Consider the following 17669-nt stretch of genomic DNA (forward strand, 5'->3'; position numbering starts at 1 on the left):
GGCGTGGGACTCGTGGCACCGATGCCGGGTCGATGGGAACCTGGACGCGGCCCGCGGTGTATGAAACGTAGAGACGCAGCCGTCGAAGGGATCAAGACCGTGCAACGTGCTCCAGTGACCGCCATGTTGGCCGCAGCGGCGCTATTCGTGGTGACCGCGTGCTCGTCCTCCGACGGTGGGTCGGAGCCGGGAGGCCCGGCGGGTTCCCCGTCCGCGTCGGTGTCCGACGGGGCGACGCCGCCGGACGGCGAGGCGCAGCCGTCGGCCCCGCCCGCGAAGGGCTCGGCGAAGGTGGTGTCCACGCTGACCGAGGGCCTGAAGTCGCCGTGGGGAATGGCGGCGCTGCCCGAGGGCGATCTGCTGGTCTCCTCGCGTGACGAGGGGACGATCACCCGGGTCGACGCGGAGGATGGGAAGAAGACGGAGGTGGGCGAGGTGCCCGGGGTCTCCCCGGGCGGTGAGGGCGGTCTGCTGGGCCTCGCGATCTCCCCGTCGTTCGCCTCGGACACCTATGTGTACGCGTACTTCACGACGGACTCGGACAACCGCATCGCCCGGATGCTGTACGACCCGAAGAGGCCGGTGGGCCAGCAGTTGGGCGCGCCGGACACGGTCCTGCGGGGTATCCCGAAGGGGAACATCCACAACGGCGGCCGGATCGCCTTCGGCCCGGACAAGATGCTCTACGCGGGCACGGGCGAGTCGGGCGAGACAGGTCTCTCGCAGGACAAGAAGTCCCTGGGCGGGAAGATTCTGCGGATGACCCCGGAGGGCGAGCCGGCGCACGGCAATCCGGAGGCGGATTCGGTCGTGTACACGTACGGGCACCGCAATGTGCAGGGTCTCGCCTGGGACTCGGAGAAGCGGCTGTGGGCGTCGGAGTTCGGCCAGAACACCTGGGACGAGCTCAATCTGATCGAGCCGGGGAAGAACTACGGCTGGCCGGAGGCGGAGGGCAAGGCCGGGAAGCCGGGCTTCGTCGACCCGGTGGAGGAGTGGAGGACGAGCGAGGCGTCACCGAGCGGTATCGCCTTCGCCAAGGGGTCCATCTGGATGGCGGCCCTGCGCGGCGAGCGGCTCTGGAGGATCCCTCTGGCCGGGGTGAAACCGTCGGCCGACGCCCAGGCCTTCCTGGAGGGCGAGTACGGCCGTCTGCGTACCGTCGTGGCGACCGGGGACGGGGCGCTCTGGCTGCTGACGAGCAACACGGACGGCCGGGGCACCCCGGAGTCGGGGGACGACAGGATCGTTCGGGTGGACGTCACGTAGCGGGCGCGCCGGGACAGATGCTGGTGACGTACCACGCAGAGCCGGGCTCGCACTCGTACGAGCGGCTTCGGCTGCTGGGCCACCTCGCCGCCCGGCGCGACGCCGAGCGGCTGTCGCCGGCCACCGCGCCGGCGGTCGCCGGCAAGCACAGCACTCCCTGGGACGTGTCTTCGAAGTAGCGCCGTCCGCCCGCAGGCCAGGCGGGACTTCGAAGACACGACCTAGGGGTGGGTCGGTTCCAGATCGCTGAAGAGCTGGAGCCGGTGCGCCATCGCCGCCGCCTCCGTACGGCCCGAGACGCCGAGCTTGGCCAGGATGTTGGAGACGTGCACGCTCGCCGTCTTGGGCGAGATGTACAGCTCCTCGGCTATCTGGCGGTTGCTGCGGCCCTCCGCGACCCGGCGCAGGACGTCCTTTTCGCGCGGGGTCAGGCCCAGTGAGCTGACGGCATCGGCCTGCGGGTCGGGTGCCGGGGCGAGCCGGGGGGTGGTGGCGAGGCTGATCCGGGCCCGGCCGGCGAGGAGTTCGGTCTGCTCCACCAGGAAGCGCGCGCCGAGCGCCTTCGCCGTGGTGTGGGCCTGGACCAGGAGGGCGGCGGCGTGCTCCCGGCCGGCGGACGCGTCGAGGAGGTCCGCCGCCCAGCGATAGCGGGCGTTGGCCAGCTCGTGCGGCCGGGCCAGCGCCTCGAAGGCGGCAGCCGCGCGGGCCCACAGTTTCGGGGCGACGATGCCGTCGGCGCGGGCGAGTTCGGCTTCGAGCAGCAGGTCGTACGCCTGCCAGACCGGGACGACGGCGGGCAGCCGCTTCGCCTGGTCGCGGACGGTCGCCAGGATCGCCTCCCGTCCCGCGTCGGCTTCCGGCAGTCCGCGCGCGTCGGCTTCCATCCCGGCCACGGAGCAGAGCAGCGGCAGCGCGTACCGCTGCATGCCCGGCGGGAAGCCGTGCGCGACGACCTGTTCGAACTCGGCGCGGGCCTCGGCGAGCCGGCCCTGCCGTGCGGCGCTGACCATCGCCAGTCTGGTCGGGCCGATCACATGCTGCGGCTGTGGGTCGTGCGGCCCGAAGACCGCGCGGGCCAAGGCCACTTGGCTCTCCGCCTCGGCGAAGTCGCCGCGCCCGAGGGCGAGCGTCGCGCGCCGTACGGCCACCAGGGCGCGTGCCTTGGGGGCGTGTGCGATCCGGGCCGCTTCGTCGATCGCGGTCTGAACCTCGGTCCAGCGGCCGAGCGAGAAGAGGGATTCGCTCAGGTTGGCCCGGACCCAGGCCTCCTTGTCGGTCAGACCCCGCTGATGGCAGAGGGTGATGCCCAGTTCGGCGGCGGCGACCGCCTCCTCGGAGCGGCCCACGCTCTCCAGTGTGGACGGCAGGTTGATCGTGATGCGGCCCAGGAGCGGGAGGGCGGCGACATTGCCCAGTTCGATGACGCGGTCCCTCACCGCGTACATCTCGGCAAGTCCCTCCTCGATCGATCCCGCCTCCGTGGTGAGCCAGCCGCGCGTGATCCTGGCGTTCAGCTCGATGTTCTCCGCACCGACCAGGCGCGCGTACTCCACGGCGCGGTCGGCGGCGGCCAGGCTGTTGGCGCCGGGACGGTGCAGGGCTCCCCAGCTCGCGACGTCGGAGAGGACCGAGGCGTGCACGGCGGACGGCGGGAGGCCGAGCACCAGGTCCTGGGCGGTGGCCAGTTCGGCCCAGCCGTCGCCGCGTGAGAGGTCCTGGACCAGCCGGGAGCGCTGGGTCCAGAACCACGCGGCGCGCAGCGGGTCGTCCACGGTCTCCAGCACCCGCATGGCCTTCTTCGACAGCGCCAGGGCCCGCTCCCGGTCGCCGCCCGAGCGTGCCGCGACGGTCGCCTCGGACAGCAGGTCGAGGTAGCGCAGCGGGGCGCTCGCGTCTTCCCCTGCGGGCGGGTGGACCTCGGTGTCGTCCGGGGGTCTGAGGCACGCGCGTACGGACTCGGGCGCCGCGTCCCACAGCTCCATGGCGCGCTCCAGCAGCCGCAGTTGCTCGGCGTGGGCGTAGCGCCGGCGGGCCTCGACGGAGGCGAGCAGGACGACGGGCAGGGCCTTCGCCGCGTCGTGCGCGTAGTACCAGTAGCTGGCGAGGCGGGTGGTGCGTTCGTCGTCGCGTACGAGGGAGGGGTCGGCCTCCAGGGCTTCGGCGAGGCGGCGGTTGAGCCGGGAGCGTTCGCCGGGGAGCAGGTCGTCGCTGATGGCCTCGCGGACGAGGGAGTGCCGGAAGCGGTAGCCGTCGCCGTCCGCCGTGATGAGGAGGATGTTCGCGCCGACGGCGGCGCGCAACGCCTCGATCAGGTCGTCCTCGGAGAGCTGCGCGACGGCCAGCAGCAGGGGGAACTCGACGGTGGCGCCGCCCTCGGCGACGATCCGGGCGACCCGCTGGGCGTTCTCCGGCAGCGTCTCGACACGGACGAGCAGCAGATCGCGCAGGGAGTCGGTGAGTCCGGAACGGCAGCCGGACTCGATCGCGACGGCGAGTTCCTCCACGAAGAAGGCGTTGCCGTCGGAGCGCCCGAAGATCTCGTCGACCAGTTGGGGGGCCGGCTCGTCCCCGAAGATGCCGCGCAGCTGCCCTCTGACCTCGGCGTGGCTGAAGCGGGAGAGCTCGATCCGGCTGACCGTGCGCAGCCGGTCCAGCTCCGCGAGGAGCGGACGCAGGGGGTGGCGGCGGTGGATGTCGTCGGCGCGGTAGGTGGCGATGACCAGGAGCCGGCCGCGCCGCAGCGTGCGGAAGAGGTAGGCGAGCAGATGGCGGGTGGAGGCGTCCGCCCAGTGCAGGTCCTCCAGGACGAGGACGACCGTACGGCCCGCGGCGACGCGCTCCAGCAGCCGGACGGTGAGTTCGAAGAGGCTGGCCCTGCCGTGCTCGCCCAGGGCGCCGCTCTCCGAGGGGCCCAACTCGGGCAGGATCCTTGCCAGTTCGCCTTCCTGGCCCTCGGCCGCCGCGGCGATCTCCTCGGGCAGGCGGCGCCGCAGGCCGCGCAGGGCGGCGGAGAAGGGCGCGAAGGGCAGCCCGTCGCCGCCGATCTCCACGCAGCCGCCGATCGCGACGACGGCGCCGTCGTCGCAGGCCACGGAGGTCAGCTCCTCGATGAGCCTGGTCTTGCCGACCCCCGCCTCACCGCCGACGAGCATGGCCTGCGGCTCGCCGGCGGCGGCGCGGGCGAGCGCTTCGGTCAGCAGGGTCAGCTCGCCGTCGCGACCGACGAACACGGGACTGACGGACTTGGTCTCCACGATCCCGAGCATCGCACAAGGGTCTGACAGTGCGGCACTCGTTATCGCGGCGGTCGCCGCACGTGCCGATGGCACGTGCGGCGACCGCCGGTCCGATGTCTTCAGGAGGCCGGGGCGGGCGCCCATCTTCCTGCGCCCGTCACGCCGCGCGTGCGAAGCGGCCGCGGTGCGAGTCCACCCGCCCCTCGCCCCTGTCGCGGGCGTTTCGCGCCGCCTCCTTGCGGGCCTTGCGGACCTGGCGGATCAGCCGCCGGTTGTCCGCCTCGCTGATCAGCTCGGCCGCCCGCATCTGGTGCATCTCGTACTCGAACATCTCGACTCCCCTGTTACGAAGTGTTGTGGCGTCCTGCGATGCCTCAACATTCGTCTCCCAGGGGGTGCGCCCGCATCGGGCGAGTGCCGCATCTTCGGGGCGCGAAGGACTTAGGCGGACCGGCCGGGAGTCCGGGCGGGGCCTAAGGCCCCGCCCGGCAGGCGCGGTACCGCCTAAGTCGCCTCAGCCGACGGCCGGCGGAGCGGCCGGGGGCGGCTCGGGCAGGGACACGAAGACGTCGAAGTACATGCCGATGGCGATCAGCAGGCCGAGCGCGGCGAGCGAGATACCGGCCACGGCGAACGGGCGCACCCAGCTCTTGCGCTGCGGCAGACCGAGGGCCACCAGACCGACGATGAGCGCCAGTACCGCGAAGATTCCGTTGGTGAGCGCGATGGCGTGCCAGGCGTCGCCGTAGATCTCGGAGATCTGCTGCTTCGCCGTGCCCGTCTGGCCGAGGTCGATCTGGCCGACGAGCGTCTCGCGCTCGGAGATCACCTTGCCGGACCAGCTGCCGATGAGGCCGACGAGCGACAGCAGTACGGAGATGAGCGCCGCCGACGCCGCGGCGAGCCCGCCCGCGGGCGGCGGGGTGTACTCGCCGTCCAGCTCGTCGTCCAGGAGGTCCCCGTCCCCTCCGTCGTCCGCGGTGGTGCCGTCGGCGCGGTAGGCGCCGCCCTCGTCACCGGACGTGCTGTCCTTCACACCATCGGCGGCGCCCCCCTGAGGGCTCTCACCAGGCTCTTTGGCCAGGCTCGGGCCCGGCGCGTCGTTCTTCTCGGCAGCATCGGCAGCAGCCGGAACGGCGCGCTCCGCCTCGTTGTCGCCGCTGTGCTCAGCGGGATGTTCTGACTTGGTCGTGGGGTTCATGCGCCGCACGGTAGGCGGCCCGTATGAGAGATCCATGAGAGTTTTCTCAAGGGGTGTTCCGTTGGCGCCCGGACCACTCCGGAGCGAGTAGGGACCAGATCTCGTTGTCCTGCCGAACCCCGTGGTGGAGGCTGCTCTCCCGCAGCACACCCTCGCGCCGCATGCCGAGCCGCTCGGCGGTCCTGATGCTCGCCACGTTGGCCGACGAGGCGACCCACTCGACGCGGTGGATGCCGCGCCGTTCCACCGCCCAGTCGATGAGCACCCGCACCGCGCGGGTCACCAGTCCGCGCCCCGTCACCGCCGGTTCGAGCCAGCAGCCGACCTCGCAGGTGCCCTCCACCGCGTCGAAGAGCCGGAACATCACTCCGCCGACGAGGGTGTCGTGCAGCCAGATCCCGTAGATCCGTCCGCCGTCGGCGGCCTGGCTCTGGGCGTATCTGACGAGCATGGCCCGCGCCGATTCGAGGTCGACCACGACCTCCCCGAGCCGCACGTGCCGGTCCACGAACTCTCTGGCGCGGTCCATGTGCGCGAGGAACTCCTCGGCCTGCCACGGCTCCAGCGGTCTCAGTTCGGCCCCGTCGTCACCCAGTGATGTCGCGAACATCGCACTCCTCCGGTCCGGTCGGCTCAGCTCCCCGCGCGGCCGGTTCACCGCGGCATGCGCTCCGCGGGCTCCTCGCGCCGTGCGGGGATCTTCCCAGACGTACGACGGCGGTCCGCGGGCACCTCGATGCTGATCCGCGGCAGCCAGCGGTCCAGCCGCCGGGGCAGCCACCAGTTGGCGCCGCCCAGCAGATGCATCAGGGCGGGCACGAGGAGCGTCCGGAGGACGAAGGCGTCCAGGGCGACGGCGGCCGCCAGCCCGACGCCGAACATCGCGATGACGCGGTCCCCGCTGAGGACGAAGGCGAGGAAGACCGAAATCATGATCACGGCGGCCGAGTTGATCACCCGGCCGGTCTCGGCGAGGCCGACCCGTACGGCCCGTCTGTTGTCGCCGGTCGCCAGCCACTCCTCGTACATCCGGCTCACCAGGAAGACCTGGTAGTCCATGGAGAGGCCGAAGAGGACCGAGACCATGATCACGGGCAGGAACGGCTCGATCGGGCCGGAGCTGCCGAGGCCCAGGAGCTCGCTCCCCCATCCCCACTGGAAGATCGCGACGACGATCCCGAAGGACGAGGCGACGGCGGCGACGTTCATCACCGCCGCCTTCAGCGGTATGCCGACGGAGCGGAAGGCGAGCAGAAGCAGCACAGAGCCGAGGGAGACGACGACTCCGACGAACAGGGGCAGTTTGCCGACGACGACCGCGGCGAAGTCGTCGTGGGCGGCGGTGACCCCGCCGACCGACACGTCCAGGGAGGTGCCCTCCTGCGCGCGGGGCAGCACCTCGTCACGGAGGTGGTCGACAAGGTCGCTGGTCTGCTTCGACTGGGGCGCCGACTTGGGGACCACGGCCAGCAGGGCCCTGTCGCCGCTGCCGCTGAAGACGATCGGTCCTACGGAGGCGACGTCCGCCGACTCGCGCAGCGTGTCCGGCAGTTGGTCCATCGCGAGGCGGTCGTCGGCGCCGTCGAGTTCGGCGACGAGGGTCAGCGGGCCGTTGACGCCGGGGCCGAAGCCCTCGGCCAGCCGGTCGTACGCCTGCCGGGTGGTGCTGGACACCGGGTTGTTGCCCTGGTCCGAGGTGCCCAGATGGAGCGAGAACGTGGGCAGCGCGAGCACCAGCATCACGAGCACCGCCGCGCCGCCGAGCAGCCGGGGGTGGCGTTCGACGAAGACGGACCAGCGGGCGGCGAAGCCGGCCGGCGGGTCGGGCAGGGGACCGTGTTCGGCGAGCCGGGCGCGCTCGCGCCGGCTCAGCGCGCGCGTGCCGGTGTACGAGAGGAGCGCGGGCAGCAGCGTCACGGAGGCGGCGACCGTCAGCGCGACGGTGAGCGAGGCGGCGACCGCGACGCCGTTGAGGAAGTTGAGGCGCAGCACCAGCATGCCGAGCAGCGCGATACAGACGGTGGCCCCGGCGAAGACGACGGCGCGCCCCGTCGTGGCGACGGACTCGGTCGCGGCCTCGGTGACGGTCAGGCCCTGTTTGAGGCCCTTGCGGTGTCTGGTCACGAGGAAGAGCGCGTAGTCGATGCCGACGCCGAGTCCGACGAGCATGCCGAGCATGGGCGCGAAGTCGGCCACGGTCATGACGTGGCCGAGGAGCGCGATGCCCGCGTACGCCGTCCCGACCGACACCAGCGCGGTGGCGATGGGCAGCAGACTGGCCGCGAGCGACCCGAAGGCGAGGAAGAGGACCACGGCGGCTATCGCGACGCCCACGATCTCCGCCACATGCGCGGTGGTGCCTTCGGTGAGGGCGACGCCGCTGCCGCCGAGATCCACCTGGAGATCGTCGGTGGCCGCCTTCTTCGCCGTGTCGACGACGGCCTGGGCCTGGGCGGCCGGCATGTCGTCGACCTGCCGCTCGTAGTTCACGACGGCGAACGCGGTGCGGCCGTCCTCGCTGATCTGGCGGGCGCTCTCGCCCTCCTCCGGGCCGGGTGCCCGCTCGGGTGTCCCGGCGCCGCCGGTGACGGCGTACGGGCTCATCACGGAGGCCACTCCGGGCAGCCTGGCGATCTCACCGAGCGTGACGTCCATGCGCCGTTCGATGTCGCCCGCGCGGACGGAGCCCCGTTCGGTGTGCCAGACCACGGTGTCGCTGTCGCCGCCGCGCCCGGGGAAGCCGCTCTCCAGGAGGTCCACGGCGTGGCCGGCCTCGGTGCCGGGAGCGTCGAAGTCGTTGGAGTACGACGTCCCGGCGACGACGGCGCCGGTGGCGGTGGAGCCCAGGGCCAGGAGCCAGAGAAGGACGACCAGGAGCCGGTGCTTGACGCACCACCGCGCGACTGCTGCCAACGGTCTGCTCCCCTGCGGTGGTCCGGAGAGCCAACTCTGACATCAAATCGTGATCGTTTGACCGTTTGGTGGGGTTCCTCACACGGTGGTGACCTGGCGTTCTCTCAGTAGGAGGCAAGAATTCCGGTTCAGCCGGAGACGCTTGGCTTCCCGTTCTCGATGTGACCCATGAGCCGTCGGCGGAAGCCCCGGCCCGCCATCACCTCGATGTCGTACCACCCGTGCGCGTCGGCGGCCGAGTGCACGACATGCCGGCTGCGGCCCGGCTTGACCGTGAACTCGCGCTTCCAGTCGCCGAGATCGGCCTCGTCGGCGTACCCGAGCGAACGCACCGTGAAGGTGACGGGCAGATCGCCCTCATTACGGAGGGTGAGATGCAGATCGCGGTCATGGTGGTCGAGGGAAGAGGAGAGCTCCGCGCCGCGGCCCGAGACGGGGCCGGCGAACTCGCGGCGGAATCCGTTGGGGCCGGTGATCGTGAACCGGTAGTCGTCACCGGTGAGGGGCACCGTCCACTGTGCCGTGCCCCTGACGTCCCGGTGCTGCGGGGCGTCGAACTCACCCGCGTACGGATAAAGCGCGAAGTGGGCGCTCGCCCGCCCCGTGTTGCGCAGTTCGAGCTGGAGGACCCGTGCCCCGGCGCGGCCGGCCAGCCTGCCGTGGGCGTCCGGCTGGTACGGCAGCGGCCGGGCGGGGCGCGTACCGGGCTCCTGCACCGGCATGCGCTGCACCGCCGGCGGCACCGGCCGCCAGCGCCCGGTGAACGGCGGGACCGGCCCGGGCTGCTCGACGTCCGGCTGCGGCCGGCCACGGCCGAAGTCGAAGGCAGAGGTCAGATCGCCGGTGACCGCGCGCCGCCAGGGTGTGATGTTGGGCTCCCGCACGCCCGTCCACTTCTCCAGGAAGCGGACGACCGAGGAGTGGTCGAAGACCTGCGAGCAGACGTAGCCGCCGACGGTCCAGGGCGAGACGACGAGCAGCGGCACACGGATACCGAGCCCCGTGGGGAGCCCCTCCCACCGCTCGTCCGGATCGTCCACGGGCGGCACGGGCGGCGGTACGTGGTCGAAGAAGCCGTCGTTCTCGTCATAGTTGATCAGTACGACCGTGTGCCGCCAGACGTCCGGGTGCGCGCCGAGGGCGTCGAGCACCTGGTAGACGAGGCCGGCGCTGGCGACCGGCGACGAGGCGCCGGGGTGCTCGGAGTCGACGGCGGAGGGCACCAGGTAGGACACCTCGGGCAGCCGCCCCGCGGCCACGTCGGCGCGGAACGCGGCGGCGAGGGTGCCGGACTCGACGCGCCGCAGGCCGCGTTCGAAGAGCGACCGCTCGTGGGCGGTGAGAGTCTCCACACCCTCTTCGAGGGCGTCGAGCAGCCGGGCCCGTACGGCGGGGTCGTCGGTGTCGCGCACCGCGGCGTAGAAGGCCTCCATGTACGTGAAGTCCGCGCCGCCCTCCAGCTCCCGCGCCTTGGCGAGCGCCTTGCGCGCGATCTTCTTGAAGGAGGTGAAGAACTCGATGTTGTTGTCGGTGAAGTTCTCCCACTCGGTGTACGTCTTCCAGCTCCGCCCGGCCTTCTCCAGCCGCTCGGCGTAGGTCGGCCAGTCGTAACCGGGATGGGTGCCCTCGTCGTACGCGTCGTTGCCGACCGCCCGCCGCCCGTCCGCCTCGAAGCCGGTCCAGCCGCTCCAGAGGTGGTTGCGGTTGGGGCTGGTCGAGGTGTGGACCGACGAGTGGTAGGCGTCGCAGACGGTGAAGGTGTCGGCCAGCTCGTAGTGCAGCGGGATGTCGGCGCGGTCGTAGTACGCCATGGTCGCCGCGGTCTTGGCGGAGATCCAGCGGTCCATCCAGCCGTTGTTCCACGCCTTGGCGCCACCGCTCCAGGAGTGGTCGAGGTCGCCTATGTACTGAAGGTCCTTCTCTTGCGTCTCTGCGGCGTCGCGCACGGGGAAGGGCAGCACGGTGCCGGTGCCGGCCGTGCCCGGCTGCTCGAACACGGGGCGGCCGGTGGGCAGTTCCACCGCGTTGCGGTCCCCGAAGCCCCGTACGCCGCGCAGCGTGCCGAAGTAGTGGTCGAACGACCGGTTCTCCTGCATGAGCACCACGACATGACGCACGGAGTCCAGTCCCCCGGCCGGCGCCTCGGCGGCGATGGCGGCGCGCAGGGACGGCGGCAGTACGGATCCCGCCGCGGCGGCACCGACGGCGCCACCTCCGAGTGCGAAGAGCCGTCGCCGTGAAATGTCCGTGGCCAAGAGATCCTCCCGAGTCAGGTGCTACGGCCGGAAGCTAGCCACCGCAGGTGGCGTCGGGAAGACCCCGGGGCGGCCCGGCGATGAACGTCCGAGAGTGGCCGCGTCCGGACGGCGCCCGCGGGCGTGCCGGGCCGACATGCGTGCCGGTCCGACGGGTACGGCCGGATCCGTGGCGGTCGGACGCCGCGTGCCCCAAGCTGAACGGGTTCGGCGCCCGCCCCCTCCCCCTCGGGACCTCGCGGGCTCCGGACACGTGCGACCCACGATGATGAACCCATGAAAACGACAGGGACAACCTGCCCATGAACGTCTCCGTGTTCGGCGCCACCGGGCGTACCGGACAAGCCTTCCTCACCTCCGCCGCACGCGCCGGACACAGCATCACCGCGCAGGTGCGCGAGCCGGCGCGGCTCGGATCAGCCCCCGTGGACCGGGTGGTGACCGGAAGCCCCTTCGACGAGAGCGCCGTGACCGAGGCCCTCACCGGCGCCGACGCCGCGGTGATCGCCTTCGGTCTCAAGGGCAACCGGACGACGCCGCTGTACTCGCGTGGCACCGAACTGATAGTGGAGGCGATGCGGAAACTGGCCGTACGGCGGCTGATCGTCGTCTCGGAGGCCGGATACGGGCCCCATGTCCGGGGCCTCTCGGGCCGTACCATCGCCGCGCTCTACCGCGCGACGGCGCGGCCCCTCCTGCGGGAGCGGGAGGCCCAGGACGCGGTGATCCTCACCAGCGGCCTCGACTGGACCGTCGTACGGTCCGGGGTGCTGCACCACGGGCCCGCGCGCGGCAACCGCCCGCGCTCCTTCACGCCGTACCGGGGCCTCGCGCCCCGTACGACCTACGCGGACCTCGCGGACCTCCTCCTGGACACGCTGGACGACCCCGCGACGTACGGCCGGGACATCTACCCGTAGCCCCGCGGCGGGCGATCAGCTCCCCTCGATCAGCTCCCCTGCCCCACGATCTCGCGCAGGTCCTTGGCGTAGTGGCTGATCGCCCGCCGGTACGTCCGCACCCGGGAGTCCTCGCTGGTCGTGGAGAGCAACTCCAGCAGGATCCGCATCGCTTCGTCGTGCTCCCCGGTGTTGAACAGCGCCATCGCGAGGAAGGTCCGCAGGGCGCCGTCGCCGGGGAACTCCGCCAGCCCGCCCCGCAGCGTCCCGACGGCCTCCTCGTAGCGGCCGAGGATCCGGAACGTGCTGCCGAGACCCACCAGCGCGCCGAGACGGTCCTCGTCCGACAGGTCAGTTCCGGCCAACGCGCGTTCGTAGTAGGCGACGGCCTCCGCCTCCAGACCGAGGGCGTCGTGTGTCCAGGCGGTCTGATACGCCACCTCGGCGTCGTCCGGGTGCCGGGCGGCGAGAGCCACCAGGCGCTCCCTGGCCTGCTCCGCCTGTCCCCGTGTGCGCAGGTCGACGGCTTCCGCCAGAAGGTCGTCCCTGCTGTCAGTCGTCATGCGGGGATTGTCGCACCGGCCACGGACCGGGCGGTTCCCCGGCCCTGCCGTCCCCGCGCGGCGGCGTTCAGCGCTGGTACGGCCACACCAGCAGGACGGGGCACGGCGCGTGGTCGACCACGAAACGGGACTCCGGGCCGAGGCTGTGCGGGCCAGGCCTGTCGGGGTCTCCGTCGCGCGCGCAGATCAGCAGGTCCACGTCGGCCGCCGCGCGGACGACCTCCTCCTGAGGACGGCCGTGCCGGTCGAGCAGTTCGCAGGGCCGACCGAGCCGGTGCGCCGCCTTCTCAAGGAGGTCGGCGCCCACCACTCCGGCCAGCGCCTCCAGCCGGGCGCCGGGATCGCGCTCGGGCTCGTGGCCACGGCCGAGCAGCCCCGCGTAGGCGCGGTGCGCCTCTTCGACGATCCGGTCGTCGCCCACGTGCAGCAGGACGACATGGTCGTCGGGGGCCCGTTCGCGGGCGGCGTCGACGCAGGCGGGCCAGGTCGACGGACTGATCCAGACGAGGGCGGTTGTCTTCACGTCGGTCACAACTGCAGGGTGCCCCACAGGGCAACGGTCGAAGCGATCAGCGTCGCGGGCACGGTGAGCAGACCGAGCCGGGTGAACTGCCCGAGCGAGGGCGCCGAGTCGTGTTCGTGCAGGACACGGCGCCAGAGGAGGGTGGCGAGGGAGCCGACGTACGTGAGGTTGGGCCCCAGATTCACCCCGATGAGCGCGGCGAGCACGGGGCCGGGGCCCGCGGGCGCGACGAGGGGCAGAAGGGCGAGGATCGCGGGCAGGTTGTTGATCAGATTGGCCAGGAGGGCGGCGACGCCCGCGATGGCGAGGAGCGTGCTGAGGGATTCGCCGGCCGGGAGGATCCGGCTGATGCCGGTGTCGAGGCCGTTGTCGACGACGGCCTTGACGACGACGCCGAGCGCGAGCACGAAGAGGCAGAAGAGCGGCGACGCGGAGCGGAAGAGCGCGGGCAGTGTGGTGCGCCCGCGCCGTAGCGCGCGGGCGGCGAGCACCGCCGTACCGGCGAAGGCCGCCCAGAGCGGTTCGATGCCGACGAGTGAGGTGCCGGCGAACGCGAGGAGTGTCAGGCCGAGGACGACGAGTGTGAAGGTCGGTACGGTGCGCGACTCGGCCTCCTTGGGAGGGTGCGCCCCGGCGGCCAGGTCGGTCGCGAAGAACCGGCGCAGGACGAGGTACTCGACGGCGATCGCGGCCAGCCACGGGAGCGCCATGAGCACGGCGAACCGGGTGAAGGAGAGACCGCTGGCGGTGAAGGCGAGGAGGTTGGTGAGGTTGGAGACGGGGAGCAGGAGCGACGCGGAGTTCGCGAGGTGGGTGCAGGCGTAGACGTGCGGGCGGGGGTGGGCCCCGACGCGGCTCGCGGTCACGAACACGACGGGCGTGAGGAGGACGACCGTGGCGTCGAGGCTGAGTACGGCGGTGGTGACGGCGGCGACGCCGAACACGCCACCGAGCAGTCGCCGCGGATGCCCGCCGCAGAGACGGGCGACGAGGTCGCCGGCGGCCTGGAACAGACCGTCGTCGTCGCAGAGTTGGGCCAGTACGAGAATGGCGGCGAGGAACCCGACCACGGGCAGGAGGCTGTGCGTCTGGTCCCACGCGTCGGCGGGCGACACGGCGCCGAGTGCGACGACGAGTCCGGCGGCCGGGATGGCGACGATGGCTTCGGGCAGACCTCTCGGCCGCGCGACGGCGAAGGCGAGCACGCCGAGGAGCAACCCGACGGACACGATCTCGGCGGCGAGGCTGTTCACGGGCGGCGCCTGGGTGCTGGTGGGCGGACGGTAGGTTCACGGGGGCCGCGCACCACGCGCGACGCCCGCCAAACCTACGGCCCGCGTCCGGGTCCGGACCGCGACACCCCCGCCGTGCCGGTCAGGGGGCCCGGTGCTGTGGCCCGGTGCTGTGGCCCGGTGCCGTTGGCAGGGTCGCGCGGCTCGCGGCCGCGCTTGTCCTCAATCGCCGGACGGGCGGAAGTCGCCGCCCGTCCGGCGATTGAGGACACAGCCGATGCCGCCGGGCCTCAGCCCTCCGCGCCCAGGCGCTCCAGGATCAGTTCGCGGACCCGTGCCGCGTCCGCCTGGCCCCGGGTGGCCTTCATCACCGCTCCCACCAGTGCGCCCGCCGCCGCGATCTTGCCCGCGCGGATCTTGTCCGCGATCGCCGGGTTCGCGGCGATCGCCTCGTCCACCGCCGTACCCAGCGCGCCCTCGTCGGAGACGACCTTCAGACCGCGCTTCTCGACGACGGTGTCCGGGTCGCCCTCGCCAGCGAGGACGCCCTCCAGAACCTGCCGGGCCAGCTTGTCGTTCAGTTCGCCCGCGGTCACCAGTTCCGCCACTCGGGCGACCTGCGCCGGGGTGATCGGGAGCGCCGCGAGGTCCGTGGACGTCTCGTTCGCGCTGCGCGCGAGCTCGCCCATCCACCACTTGCGTGCCTGGTCGGCCGGGGCGCCCGCCTCGATCGTGGCGGTGATCAGGTCGACCGCGCCCGCGTTGAGCATCGACTGCATGTCGTGCTCCGAGACGCCCCACTCCTCGCGCAGGCGCTTGCGGCGCAGCCGCGGCAGCTCCGGCAGTCCGCCCCGCAGCTCCTCCACCCACTCGCGCGGGGGCGCGATCGGGACGAGGTCCGGCTCGGGGAAGTACCGGTAGTCCTCCGCCTCCTCCTTCACACGGCCGGACGTCGTGGAACCGTCCTCCTCGTGGAAGTGCCGGGTCTCCTGGATGATCGTGCCGCCGCCGTCGAGAACAGCGGCGTGCCGCTGGATCTCGTAGCGCGCCGCCCGCTCCACGCTGCGCAGCGAGTTGACGTTCTTCGTCTCCGAGCGGGTGCCGAACTTCTCGCGCCCGTGCGGGCGCAGCGACAGGTTGACGTCGCAGCGCATCTGGCCCTGCTCCATGCGGGCCTCGGAGACGTCCAGCGCCTTGATCAGCTCGCGCAGCTCCGCGACGTACGCCTTCGCGACCTCCGGCGCGCGCGCCCCGGCGCCCTCGATCGGCTTGGTGACGATCTCGATGAGCGGGATGCCCGCGCGGTTGTAGTCGAGCAGGGAGTGGGACGCGCCGTGGATACGGCCGGTGGCGCCGCCGACGTGCAGCGACTTCCCGGTGTCCTCCTCCATGTGGGCGCGCTCGATCTCCACCCGGAAGACCTCGCCGTCCTCCAGCTGGACGTCCAGATAGCCGTTGAAGGCGATCGGCTCGTCGTACTGGGAGGTCTGGAAGTTCTTCGGCATGTCCGGGTAGAAGTAGTTCTTCCGGGCGAACCGGCACCACTCCGCGATCTCGCAGTTCAGCGCGAGACCGATCTTGACGGCGGACTCGACGCCGATCGCGTTGACGACCGGAAGCGCTCCCGGCATGCCGAGACAGGTCGGGCAGGTCTGTGAGTTGGGGTCGGCGCCCAGCTCGGTGGAGCAGCCGCAGAACATCTTCGTCCTGGTGCCGAGCTCGACATGGACCTCCAGGCCCATGACGGGGTCGTACGTCGCGAGAGCGTCCTCGTACGGGACGAGCGACACGTGTTCAGTGACGGTCACGGTGAAACTTTCCCTCTCTGCGGGCTCAGCCCAGCAGGACGTCGTCGTCGCCCAGCCGCTTCAGCTCGCGGTAGAGCAGAGCGACGCCGGTGACGATGGCGGCGGCGGAGACGGCGGCGTCGATCAGCCGCAGCGTGTCGTTGTCCTGGCGGGCCAGCTTGGCCTGCTTGAAGACGCTGATGGCTCCCATGGCGGTCGTACCGATCGACAGGTACACGCCGGACTTCGACTTCTTGAAGCTCTTGGCCTTCTTGGTCATTGCGCTCATAGCGACGGTGCCTCCTCCAACAGCGGATGTCCCCAGCGTTCCACGAACGCCGCCTCGACCGCCGCGCCTACCCGGTAGAGACGGTCGTCCTTCATCGCGGGGGCGATGATCTGCAGCCCGACCGGGAGACCGTCCTCCGGCGCCAGTCCGCAGGGCAGCGACATGGCGGCGTTTCCGGCCAGGTTGGTCGGGATGGTGCACAGATCGGAAAGGTACATCGCCATCGGGTCGTCGGCGCGTTCACCGATGGGGAAGGCGGTGGTGGGCGTGGTGGGTGAAACGATCACGTCGACCTGCTCGAAGGCCTTCTCGAAGTCCCGCACGATCAGGGTGCGGACCTTCTGCGCCGAGCCGTAGTACGCGTCGTAGTAGCCGGAGCTGAGCGCGTACGTACCGAGCATGATGCGCCGCTTGACCTCGTCGCCGAAGCCCGCCTCCCGGGTGAGGGCGGTGACGTCCTCGGCCGAACGGGTGCCGTCGTCGCCGACCCGCATGCCGTAGCGCATGGCGTCGAAACGCGCGAGGTTGGAGGAGCACTCGGAGGGCGCGATCAGGTAGTACGCCGAGAGGCCGAGGTCGAAGGACGGGCAGTCCAGCTCGACCACTTCCGCGCCGAGCTCCTTGAGGAGGTCGACGGACTCGGCGAACCGCTGCATGACGCCGGCCTGGTAGTGCTCGCCGGAGAACTGCCGGACGACACCGACGCGCATACCGGCGACCGTGCCGTTGCGGGCGGCCTCGACCACCGGCGGCACGGGCGCGTCGATGGAGGTCGAGTCGAGCGGGTCGTGTCCGCCGATGACCTCGTGGAGGAGTGCCGCGTCCAGGACCGTACGGGCGCACGGGCCGCCCTGGTCGAGCGAGGACGAGAAGGCGACCATGCCGTACCGGGAGACGCCACCGTAGGTGGGCTTGACGCCGACCGTGCCGGTGACGGACGCGGGCTGGCGGATCGAGCCGCCGGTGTCCGTGCCGATGGCGAGCGGCGCCTCGTACGCGGCCAGGGAGGCCGACGAGCCGCCCCCGGAGCCGCCGGGGATACGGGTGAGGTCCCAGGGGTTGCCCGTGTGCCCGTACGCGCTGTTCTCGGTCGACGACCCCATGGCGAACTCGTCCATGTTGGTCTTGCCGAGGATGACGACACCGGCCTCCTTGAGGCGCCGGGTGACGGTCGCGTCGTACGGCGGGATCCAGCCTTCGAGGATCTTGGAGCCGACGGTGGTGGGGATGCCCTCGGTGGTGAAGATGTCCTTCAGCGCGAGGGGGACACCGGCGAGCGGACCGAGCTTCTCGCCCCTGGCCCTCTGCTCGTCGACGGCGCGGGCCTGCGCGAGGGCGCCCTCACGGTCGACGTGCAGGAAGGCGTGGACCTTCTCGTCGACGGCCTCGATACGGGTGAGGTGGGCCTCGGTGACCTCGACGGCCGTCAGCTCGCCGGAGGCGATCTTCTCGGCGATCTGGGCCGCGGTGAGCCGGATGATGTCGGTCTTGATGTCCGTCAT

The 17669-nt window shown here is 71.6% G+C and carries 15 protein-coding genes; 3 read left to right on the forward strand and 12 right to left on the reverse strand.

All coding sequences use genetic code 11. The annotated features are described in order from the left end of the window. Positions 1 to 123: 123 nt before the first annotated feature. Positions 124 to 1269, forward strand: a complete 1146-nt coding sequence (locus tag IEY79_RS01025; RefSeq protein ID WP_189105297.1) for a PQQ-dependent sugar dehydrogenase — start codon at positions 124 to 126, stop codon at positions 1267 to 1269. A gap of 23 nt (positions 1270 to 1292) precedes the next feature. After that, positions 1293 to 1448 carry a hypothetical protein gene (locus tag IEY79_RS01030; RefSeq protein WP_189105298.1) on the forward strand — a complete coding sequence of 52 codons (156 nt, stop codon included), beginning with the start codon at positions 1293 to 1295 and terminating at the stop codon, positions 1446 to 1448. A gap of 42 nt (positions 1449 to 1490) precedes the next feature. On the opposite strand, the gene IEY79_RS01035 is transcribed toward IEY79_RS01030, so the two are convergent. The 6 genes from IEY79_RS01035 to IEY79_RS01060 form a co-directional block, all read right to left on the reverse strand. Next, entirely contained in the window at positions 1491 to 4535 is a 3045-nt protein-coding gene (locus tag IEY79_RS01035; protein ID WP_189105299.1) for a helix-turn-helix transcriptional regulator, read from the reverse strand. 127 nt (positions 4536 to 4662) lie between these two features. Then, entirely contained in the window at positions 4663 to 4836 is a 174-nt protein-coding gene (locus IEY79_RS01040) for a hypothetical protein (protein ID WP_189105300.1), read from the reverse strand. 183 nt (positions 4837 to 5019) lie between these two features. Then, entirely contained in the window at positions 5020 to 5706 is a 687-nt protein-coding gene (locus tag IEY79_RS01045; RefSeq protein WP_189105301.1) for a hypothetical protein, read from the reverse strand. Positions 5707 to 5752: 46 nt separating this feature from the next. Beyond that, positions 5753 to 6316, reverse strand: coding sequence for a GNAT family N-acetyltransferase (locus tag IEY79_RS01050; protein ID WP_189105302.1), 564 nt, complete (start codon positions 6314 to 6316; stop codon positions 5753 to 5755). A 44-nt stretch (positions 6317 to 6360) separates the two neighbouring features. After that, on the reverse strand, positions 6361 to 8619 hold the full coding sequence (locus IEY79_RS01055) for an MMPL family transporter (protein ID WP_189105303.1): 2259 nt from the start codon (positions 8617 to 8619) through the stop codon (positions 6361 to 6363). A gap of 128 nt (positions 8620 to 8747) precedes the next feature. Continuing rightward, positions 8748 to 10874, reverse strand: coding sequence for a phosphocholine-specific phospholipase C (locus tag IEY79_RS01060; RefSeq protein ID WP_189105304.1), 2127 nt, complete (start codon positions 10872 to 10874; stop codon positions 8748 to 8750). Positions 10875 to 11176: 302 nt separating this feature from the next. On the opposite strand from IEY79_RS01060, the gene IEY79_RS01065 reads away from it, so the two are divergent. Then, positions 11177 to 11794, forward strand: a complete 618-nt coding sequence (locus IEY79_RS01065; RefSeq protein ID WP_189105305.1) for an NAD(P)-dependent oxidoreductase — start codon at positions 11177 to 11179, stop codon at positions 11792 to 11794. A gap of 29 nt (positions 11795 to 11823) precedes the next feature. Here the strand turns inward: IEY79_RS01065 and IEY79_RS01070 are convergent, their stop codons facing one another. The 6 genes from IEY79_RS01070 to gatA all read right to left on the reverse strand — a co-directional run bounded on the left by IEY79_RS01070 (position 11824) and on the right by gatA (position 17669). Beyond that, the gene (locus IEY79_RS01070) at positions 11824 to 12336 is read right to left on the reverse strand and encodes a tetratricopeptide repeat protein (RefSeq protein WP_189105306.1); all 513 of its coding nucleotides are present in this window, start codon (positions 12334 to 12336) and stop codon (positions 11824 to 11826) included. Between the two features lie 67 nt (positions 12337 to 12403). Continuing rightward, entirely contained in the window at positions 12404 to 12859 is a 456-nt protein-coding gene (locus tag IEY79_RS01075) for a universal stress protein (RefSeq protein ID WP_189105604.1), read from the reverse strand. 5 nt (positions 12860 to 12864) lie between these two features. Continuing rightward, the gene (locus tag IEY79_RS01080) at positions 12865 to 14112 is read right to left on the reverse strand and encodes an arsenic transporter (RefSeq protein ID WP_189105307.1); all 1248 of its coding nucleotides are present in this window, start codon (positions 14110 to 14112) and stop codon (positions 12865 to 12867) included. A 269-nt stretch (positions 14113 to 14381) separates the two neighbouring features. Beyond that, positions 14382 to 15899: an Asp-tRNA(Asn)/Glu-tRNA(Gln) amidotransferase subunit GatB gene (gatB, locus tag IEY79_RS01085; protein WP_189105308.1), complete on the reverse strand. Its 1518-nt coding sequence runs from the start codon at positions 15897 to 15899 to the stop codon at positions 14382 to 14384. A 25-nt stretch (positions 15900 to 15924) separates the two neighbouring features. After that, a complete protein-coding gene (locus IEY79_RS01090) occupies positions 15925 to 16167 on the reverse strand; it encodes a hypothetical protein (RefSeq protein WP_189105309.1) in 243 nt (80 codons plus the stop codon). Beyond that, positions 16164 to 17669, reverse strand: a complete 1506-nt coding sequence (gene gatA, locus IEY79_RS01095) for an Asp-tRNA(Asn)/Glu-tRNA(Gln) amidotransferase subunit GatA (RefSeq protein WP_189105310.1) — start codon at positions 17667 to 17669, stop codon at positions 16164 to 16166. Before gatA ends, IEY79_RS01090 begins: the two co-directional genes overlap by 4 nt.

Origin of the sequence: Streptomyces camponoticapitis, from assembly GCF_014646115.1 — a bacterium.
GTDB lineage: Bacteria > Actinomycetota > Actinomycetes > Streptomycetales > Streptomycetaceae > Streptomyces > Streptomyces camponoticapitis.

Bases quoted from the DNA above. Each gene is read 5' to 3' on its own strand.
- IEY79_RS01025 (WP_189105297.1), top strand. From the start codon at position 124: ATGTTGGCCGCAGCGGCGCTATTCGTGGTGACCGCGTGCTCGTCCTCC.
- IEY79_RS01035 (WP_189105299.1), bottom strand. From the start codon at position 4,535: ATGCTCGGGATCGTGGAGACCAAGTCCGTCAGTCCCGTGTTCGTCGGT.
- IEY79_RS01040 (WP_189105300.1), bottom strand. From the start codon at position 4,836: ATGTTCGAGTACGAGATGCACCAGATGCGGGCGGCCGAGCTGATCAGC.
- IEY79_RS01045 (WP_189105301.1), bottom strand. From the start codon at position 5,706: ATGAACCCCACGACCAAGTCAGAACATCCCGCTGAGCACAGCGGCGAC.
- IEY79_RS01050 (WP_189105302.1), bottom strand. From the start codon at position 6,316: ATGTTCGCGACATCACTGGGTGACGACGGGGCCGAACTGAGACCGCTG.
- IEY79_RS01065 (WP_189105305.1), top strand. From the start codon at position 11,177: ATGAACGTCTCCGTGTTCGGCGCCACCGGGCGTACCGGACAAGCCTTC.
- IEY79_RS01070 (WP_189105306.1), bottom strand. From the start codon at position 12,336: ATGACGACTGACAGCAGGGACGACCTTCTGGCGGAAGCCGTCGACCTG.
- IEY79_RS01090 (WP_189105309.1), bottom strand. From the start codon at position 16,167: ATGAGCGCAATGACCAAGAAGGCCAAGAGCTTCAAGAAGTCGAAGTCC.
- gatA (WP_189105310.1), bottom strand. From the start codon at position 17,669: ATGACGGACATCAAGACCGACATCATCCGGCTCACCGCGGCCCAGATC.